The sequence below is a fragment of the Vibrio sp. 10N.247.311.47 genome, from assembly GCF_041467535.1.
GTDB classification, from domain to species: domain Bacteria; phylum Pseudomonadota; class Gammaproteobacteria; order Enterobacterales; family Vibrionaceae; genus Vibrio; species Vibrio crassostreae_C.
Genome location: NZ_JBFSUR010000052.1, coordinates 10,808 through 18,276, shown reverse-complemented (window position 1 = coordinate 18,276; position 7,469 = coordinate 10,808). Strand labels below are relative to the sequence as shown.

The window sequence follows — 7,469 nt, the reverse complement described above, 5'->3', positions numbered from 1 at the left end:
ATTAGTGCCTGATGTCGGCAGGCAATCGCTTTACCGCGCAATGGTTTTATTAATTCCTAACACGGTTTTGGACATAAATCAGTTTCGGGAAATCGAACATTAGCAAAGCATGAATAACTAAAAGTATGGCAAATAGCCAAACTTGAATCCCAGGAGGCCACGTTGAGGAGCGCTATATGCCCCTTGTTGTGAGAATGAAATGATGTGCCTGGGTATCAGATCCCCCAAAGACCTTAGAGATAATTAATGACAAAAGATGGGAGCGATAACTCCCTCCCTATTTCATTATTTGTACTAATTCAGACCTGATCTGACAGTTACCCACTTTTTGATTCGGTGCCTGTCAGATTATATCTGGGCTAGATTCTTTTCAGCCCAGATTGATTTCCCATCCTCTAATGTTTCTATCGGCGTTCTGCCGCAGCACATTTTTCCTTGATGAGTACGATGATTGTTGTAGTAGTCCATCCATTCGTCCAGATCTTTCTGTAACTCTTCCATCGACCCATACAGTTTCTTTCTGAATGTTACTTGGTAGAACTCATTCAATATGGTCTTGTGGAAGCGTTCGCAGATGCCATTTGTCTGTGGCGACATCGCTTTAGTTTTGGTGTGGTCGATATCATTGATGGCTAAATAGAGTTGATAGTCGTGCTGTTCAACGCGACCACAGTATTCAGTGCCTCGGTCGGTTAAGATTCTGAGCATAGGTAGCGCGTGAGTCTCGAAGAACGGTAGGACTTTGTCATTGAGCATATCTGCTGCTGTGATTGGTGTTTTGGTTGTGTAGAGCTTAGCGAAAGCCACTTTGCTATAGGTATCAACGAACGTCTGCTGATAGATGCGTCCAACCCCCTTAAGGTTGCCGACATAAAACGTGTCCTGAGAGCCTAGATAACCTGGATGTGCTGTTTCTATCTCACCACAAGCTTCATCATCGTGCTTTTTACGCTCAAGAGCAGCAACTTGTTCGTCCGTTAGAATGATACCGTTTTCAGCTACCTGCTTTTCTAATGCGATAAGGCGCTTTTTGAAGTTTTCTAGGTCATGACGAAGCCAGATTGAACGCACGCCACTTGGCGAAATAAACACACCTAGCTTACGCAGCTCGTTACTTGTTCGAACTTGCCCATGAGCAGGAAAATCAATGGCGTACTTGAGAACGGCTTGTTCTGTTTCGCCATCAACTCGGTTCTTCAAGTTTGGTGTTCTTCTGCTTTGATTAATCAGAGCATCAATGCCACCAGTTTCAACCAGTTCTTGATAGCGATAGAACGTGTCTCGTGAGACACCCATAACCTTACAGGCTCTCGATACATTGCCAAGCTCTTCTGCAAGATTGAGAAGACCAGCTTTGTGTTTGATGATTGGATTGCTAGTATGAAGCATGAGAGTTACCTCTTATTGTCTTTGATTACGGATTCAGCACCTTTAATCAAAGTGGGTAACTCTCTTCTTTTCAAATTGAAGTGTCAGATCTAGTCGGAACTAATACACATTATTCGAGACGAATAACTAAGATCTTGAAACCTCCCTTACCGAGAACAATAATATTAGTTGTCTTTTGGGTCGCGAATTTTTAATGTTGGTCCCCATACTCAAATTCACTGACTTTAAAGAATTTGATACCTTTAACATCGTATTTTTTAAAAATATCGACTACTTTTTGATGAAAGAAGATTTCTCCTGTTGATGTATTTCCGACCCGAAAAATTAAACGTTCGTTTTCTGGAATAGCATCCAGCACATCTTCTCGAAGTCGGTAATTATCCATATCTGGTTTAATAGAAAATCCATCAATTTCCTTACTTCCATCACCTGGCATATAGAATTGACTTCTCTTTAGATCAACACAATCTAAGTCATCAAAAGTATTCAGTGCCCAAACGCCTTCAACAGAATTATCTTTCTCATCTTGAATAATTGCTGGAAAAAGCTGACTGCCATAAAGGCCATCTTCAAGCCGCTCTTTAAGTTTGTTTGTGACTACAAAGTTATTTCCGTTAAATGCTATAGCGTAATCTTGCTGCAAAAAATCCAAATTATCATTATCAGAGACAAAAGTAAGTGGCTTTATACCAAAACTCAACTTTTCAAATTTCCAATGAGTATTGGCCGAATATTGCGTAGGTGTGAGGTCAATGTCGTATTCCTCTAATTCATAATCTGGAAATATAAGATAATAGGATTCATCATAAATATTCAACGCACTCAAAGCTATTTTCCTCTTTCTAGGTTATAGGGTATCTCTATGAAAGAACTAAATTTATCATGTTTTCTTCCATTGCATGTACACTCTTCGGGGTTAGCCTTTAACTTTAATACTAGCTCTGGCACCGTTGTGGCACCCAAGCAGCCTACGCCTCCATGCTTAAAGGCTTTGGCAACCCTAGTTAATGGCAGATCAAAGCTACTTATCCTGCGTAAGATTAACAAACTGTGGTAGTCCATATAGCGCTGAATACCAGGATTATCCTGCTTTTCACAACGCTTACTTATAGTCATATAAGCTTTTTCTACCAGCTTGATTACTTCTAGGTGATAACTCTTGGGATGCTCATTATCATTATCATTGGTATCAATAACAGCAGGGTGATTGCCCCTGTGTAGTTGAACTTGTAAATGACACGCTCCTTCCAAAGTACAAGGTAAAGCGACTAAATTACCGGACAAGTTGATGTCATATCCGTAAGACTTAAGCTTATCGCCGTCACCTGTTTTTTTTATACCTTGTTTTGATAAAAGGTGGTGCACCTGCATGTTAAAACCATGGTTTGTGGGGTGCGAAGGATCCATTTCAGCAGGATCCATTACAGCTTCTCTATATCCTTTAGCCATAGTGAACTCTATATATACTCTAACTCACCCCGTTTATAACGAGGCGTTTTATGTTGGTTGGAATGACAAAGCCTACAGCTTGCATCTCGTTTCACCGCTTTCTTTTTCGCAGTCATGGTTGTAGCGGGCTTGCCTTTGAATTTCCCAAGTGGGCGTTTAACCAGTTTTTCCGCTAGCTCCTGATAATCAGACAGTACATCAATCAAGCTTTCCACTGACTTAATAAATGAATCTAAAGCTTTAGCCGCATTTCTTATTCCTTTGACCTTCTTAGCACCTCCCGCAAAACGTGCTACGAGTGTCGCAATACGAGCCGCTGCTCCTGTACCTAACGTAAAAATAGCCAGCACAACAGTGAGAATCAGTTCTAGGATCAAATATGTGCCCGCTTTACCGCCGTAGTAGAAATAGAAGTTAGGTGGAATAGCCTCAAGCATTAAAGACAGATAAGTCACATAAGTCAGAATTGTGTCGTGGTCTTCTATTATCGCCATTGCATTAGGGAACTGCTCGTGACCCTTTATTTCCTCAGCCCACTCAGGGTCGATATCCATCAGCACAGTGTCAACAAAGGTTTCGACCGCATCAACATCACCATTTGAGATTTTCTGTGGAAGCTCTAGGATTGTCTTTCGGTGCTTAGCAATACACTCTAACTTTCGCACCACATCTTGGCTTTCCGCGTACAGTTTACTCACATCTTCAATCGCTTCATCGGCGGATTCAAAAACACTGTCTTGGAATGAGTCAAACTCTTTTCCTATTGTTTCCAATACCCAGGTAGGATTTTTAAGTTGCCCCTTCTCGTTAAGCATTGCCTTGGTGATCGAGTTGAACTTATCGACTGAATAAATCGCCAATTTATCGACAGCAGAAGAAGATAAATCTGAGATAGTGTCCGCAGCGTCTCCCCAAAAACTAGGAGACAACATATCAACAATATCAGCACCCCAAGCTTGAGCACCGTCAATCACCCCGTCACCTAAAGTCCAGTAACCCTCTTCATCCCATTGTTGTTGGAACCCTTTCATGTCCTCAATCAGTGCGTTGTATGTACCATCAAGTGTTGCCTCAACGCTGTCTTGGATATTGACTATTTGCTTCTCAATACTTGGTTCGCCAACGAACTCTACAGTCACGCTATCTGTGTTAGGTTTTAATGTGTCAAATACCGCTACACCACCTTCAACTTGATTTGTTTCGACAGCCAAGTCTATGGTTTCAGATTCCGTACTATTCAAGGGTAAAGCATTGAGTGATACGTTCTCTTCATGCACCACCGAGTTGGCAGTTATTTTCAGGTTTTTAGCATAGATAGGTGTCTGCCAACGATCGGAGTATATTGCACGAACCTTGACCCATTTCTGCTCCTCTAAATCTATTTTCGGTATCGCATTCACGACCACTTCAATCGTTCCTGCTTCGGCAGAATAAACATGATCGGGCGTTTGAATGACCGAGACAGCTGACACATCACTTATAAGTTGGTTAGCTTTCTTCTCCATACGCTTGAAAGCTTGGCTGAGGTTATCGGGTAGCTTTTTAGCACAACTATCAATGGTGCTTACATGCTTCTCATAGATATCAGAAGATAAGTAAACGTAGTTCAACCGACTGGCTTCGGACTTCAGGGATTCAACACGCCCCTTTATCTTACTAAGTAGACTTTCAAGTTCAGAGTTGAGTGTATTCTTAGCCTTATCCCAAGGGTAGCTATTGATGAAAACCTGCGGGTTGCCTTTGCCACGAGCACGCATGTAAGCCAGCATACGGTCTGCGGTTTCATGCTTGGGTAAACGAAATAAGACGGAGAGGATTTCCCCTTCTTCCATCACCATTGGTAACCCGTTCGCCAATACACTGTCAAAGCTGGTATCAGAGAGACTCTCAATTCCCGCTATTAGCGATTCTGCCAATACGCTGAAATGAAAATCAGGGTGTCTAAACTCGAAGTGGGCTTTCGTTTCTGCTTTCACAATATCGGCAAAATATCTGTCAGCGGTGAGGCTAGGCCCCATGGTTCCCCAGCCTTCTACTGGCGGGGCAATACGATTCGGGTGCCAGAAGGTTTGCTGTCCCTGAGCAGACCTATCAAAGAAGTCATCATCATTGTAATCGGGTAGGTAGTGTGGGTTGGTTATACGAACTGGGGTAGCAATAAACTCATCCGTACTTTCTTTAACCAGAATTTTGATTTGACCCGGCTTTAAGCCTGATACTTTGCTTTTGCCAGAGTTATCAAAGTGACCAGGAGACAGAGCGCCACCAGAGACATCGGTAATGTCAAAGTCTGCGTTCTTGAAAAGTACACCATCCGGGTATCTAGCCTTGATGTAGACAGTGTACGTGCCTTCTTCATCTTCAGTGACCGTGACGGCAGGGTTTTGAACCCCACCTAGACACATGGTGTTGGCCTTGTTCATTGTCATTTGGTCTGACAACCTAGCCACACCTTTCCCTTCGATGATGACACTCGGTGATGCGGAAATGAATTCGGCCTCGGCCTCTATTGTACCCGATGCTACGCCTTTCTTGTCCCCGCCCGCATCGCCTGTGCTCTTGGCAAACTTACTGCCCTTTAAAGCAATACTGTTTCCGCCATCTGCTGTGACTGTCGTAGTGCCTTCCACTAAATCTGCCGACTTCGCGTTATTTCCATAAGGGATTGGTACAACAGGTTTACCGACTGTAGTAAGGCACACATCAGGCAGGGTGGCATTCGCCTCTCCTCCCGAGCCTTTATGGACAACACTGAGTCCATTTGCACTTATTGTAACTGCCATTAATATGTCCTACTTAGATTAAGTGGATTAGTTGAGTTTTACCTTAGCGCCCTGGATCTTATGAATTTTATCAGCGCTACTACTAAGATGCTTGGCTGTTGTAGTGATACGGCCATCCGTTCCACTATATTTGGTTTGTGTTGTTCCAGAGCCAATAAGCACTTCTTCCTCTGCATCAAGTGTTATCTTCTTTGCTTTAACAACAAGCTCTTGCTCTTCAAGCAAAGAAATATAGATATCAACCAATGTTGGAATGGTCAGGTCTTCGGATAGAAAAGAGATTCGGCAATCGAGTTTATTATCGATGGCCATAAAAATTTCTGACTGAGTAAAAGCACGGCCTATTGACGCCCAGAGAGGTTGAGAAAATGGGTTGTGCTCAAAATCTACTTTGACTCGATTCTTTTCTGGATGAACTTCCACTACCCAACCAATTCGAGAGCAGGGTTTTGAAGTAGGCTTAAGAATATCTCTTGGTGGCTCTTGATTCATGGTGGGCCCAGTGATTATTTAGAGCCTATTATTTTATCTCTGGGCGATTTGAATAGGTACTGTGGAAATGAATGGTCACTACGATTGAATAATCGACTTTAAAGGCATGAAGGCCAATCAATGTAACTAGACTAACAAATCAATTGTCTTTATCGCATGTGTTTTGCACTTTTCTATAGGTTTATCTCGCACTCAAATTTGTGATTGAAGTCACGCACATCACTATCATTTTAAAGTTGAGAGTACTACATCACTTGAGTAATGATAGAAACGCTATACCAAGCCAAAAAGTAACACGATGATGTCTTTTGTGTCGTATAACTTTGACCGCGGCTAATGTCAGATAACTTTTAGTAGGGGAAACACACATTAACAAGGTGTGTATGAGTAAAAGCACTAACTGGAAATGGGGCACTTTCGAGTTAGAAAGTGCCACGGGTAAAAATTCAATCCGAGAAGCTTTTGGACAATTCTGAGTCAGTGATTTTACTAATTTAGCATTTCACGGATAACTTTTAGCACCCCAAAGCACAAGCAGTCGTCGCTTCTTACAATCGAACATTAGCAAAACATGAATAAATTAAGGTATGGCAAAGTGAGTTTGCAAGTACTTGACGATTAGTTAAATCGCACTAGTTCGAAGGTTATGTTTAGGTACAGATTGTTAAACACCATTGCGTTAAATACCCATACATCTGATGAAAACACCTTATATCCAGAAACGTTGGGTACTGCCTTATGTTAAAATTTAAACTGTTAATTTCCATTAATTTTTACACCAATATCAAACGGCGCTGCCCAATGAGAAGACACCGTAGCTGGGAGAGTCACGCTGGTGAGCTGGTTGTTATAAAACGCACGACTTCCAATGGTGGTCACAGAGTCTGGTATAACCACACTGGTGAGCTTGTTGTTCATAAACGCAGTATTTTGAATGGTGGTCACCGAATCTGGTATAACCACGCTGGCGAGCTGGTTGTTCATAAACGCCCCATTTCCAATGGTGGTCACAGAGTCTGGTATAACCACACTGGTGAGCTGATTGCCTTTAAACGCATCATTTCCAATGGTGGTCACCAAATCTGGTATAACCACACTGGTGAGCTGATTGCCTTTAAACGCCCTAGTTTCAATGGTGGTCACCGAATCTGGTATAACCACATCAGTGAGCCTGTTATTAGCAAACGCCCGCTTCCCTATCGAGGTCAATGTATCAGGGAGAATTACGCTGGTGAGCATATTATCAGCGAACACACTGTCACCAAGGGAGGTCACCGAGTCAGGGATTGTCACTCTGGTGAGCTGATTCTCTCCAAACGCATACTCTCCAATTGTGGTCACCAAATTTGGGATGGT

6 protein-coding genes are annotated in these 7,469 nt (G+C 42.5%); all 6 read right to left on the bottom strand.

All coding sequences use genetic code 11. The annotated features are described in order from the left end of the window. Positions 1 to 348 precede the first annotated feature (348 nt). On the bottom strand, positions 349 to 1,389 hold the full coding sequence (locus AB6E51_RS22780; protein WP_143693515.1) for an IS481 family transposase: 1,041 nt from the start codon (positions 1,387 to 1,389) through the stop codon (positions 349 to 351). Positions 1,390 to 1,579: 190 nt separating this feature from the next. After that, positions 1,580 to 2,215, bottom strand: a complete 636-nt coding sequence (locus tag AB6E51_RS22775; RefSeq protein WP_372050074.1) for a hypothetical protein — start codon at positions 2,213 to 2,215, stop codon at positions 1,580 to 1,582. A gap of 2 nt (positions 2,216 to 2,217) precedes the next feature. Beyond that, positions 2,218 to 2,838, bottom strand: a complete 621-nt coding sequence (locus tag AB6E51_RS22770) for an AHH domain-containing protein (RefSeq protein WP_372050073.1) — start codon at positions 2,836 to 2,838, stop codon at positions 2,218 to 2,220. A gap of 8 nt (positions 2,839 to 2,846) precedes the next feature. Continuing rightward, on the bottom strand, positions 2,847 to 5,621 hold the full coding sequence (locus AB6E51_RS22765) for a DUF4150 domain-containing protein (RefSeq protein WP_372050072.1): 2,775 nt from the start codon (positions 5,619 to 5,621) through the stop codon (positions 2,847 to 2,849). Between the two features lie 27 nt (positions 5,622 to 5,648). Further along, positions 5,649 to 6,113: a hypothetical protein gene (locus AB6E51_RS22760; protein WP_102381610.1), complete on the bottom strand. Its 465-nt coding sequence runs from the start codon at positions 6,111 to 6,113 to the stop codon at positions 5,649 to 5,651. Positions 6,114 to 6,869: 756 nt separating this feature from the next. Further along, positions 6,870 to 7,469, bottom strand: a 600-nt coding sequence (locus AB6E51_RS22755) for a leucine-rich repeat domain-containing protein (protein ID WP_372140215.1), incomplete at its 5' end; no start/stop codon positions are given.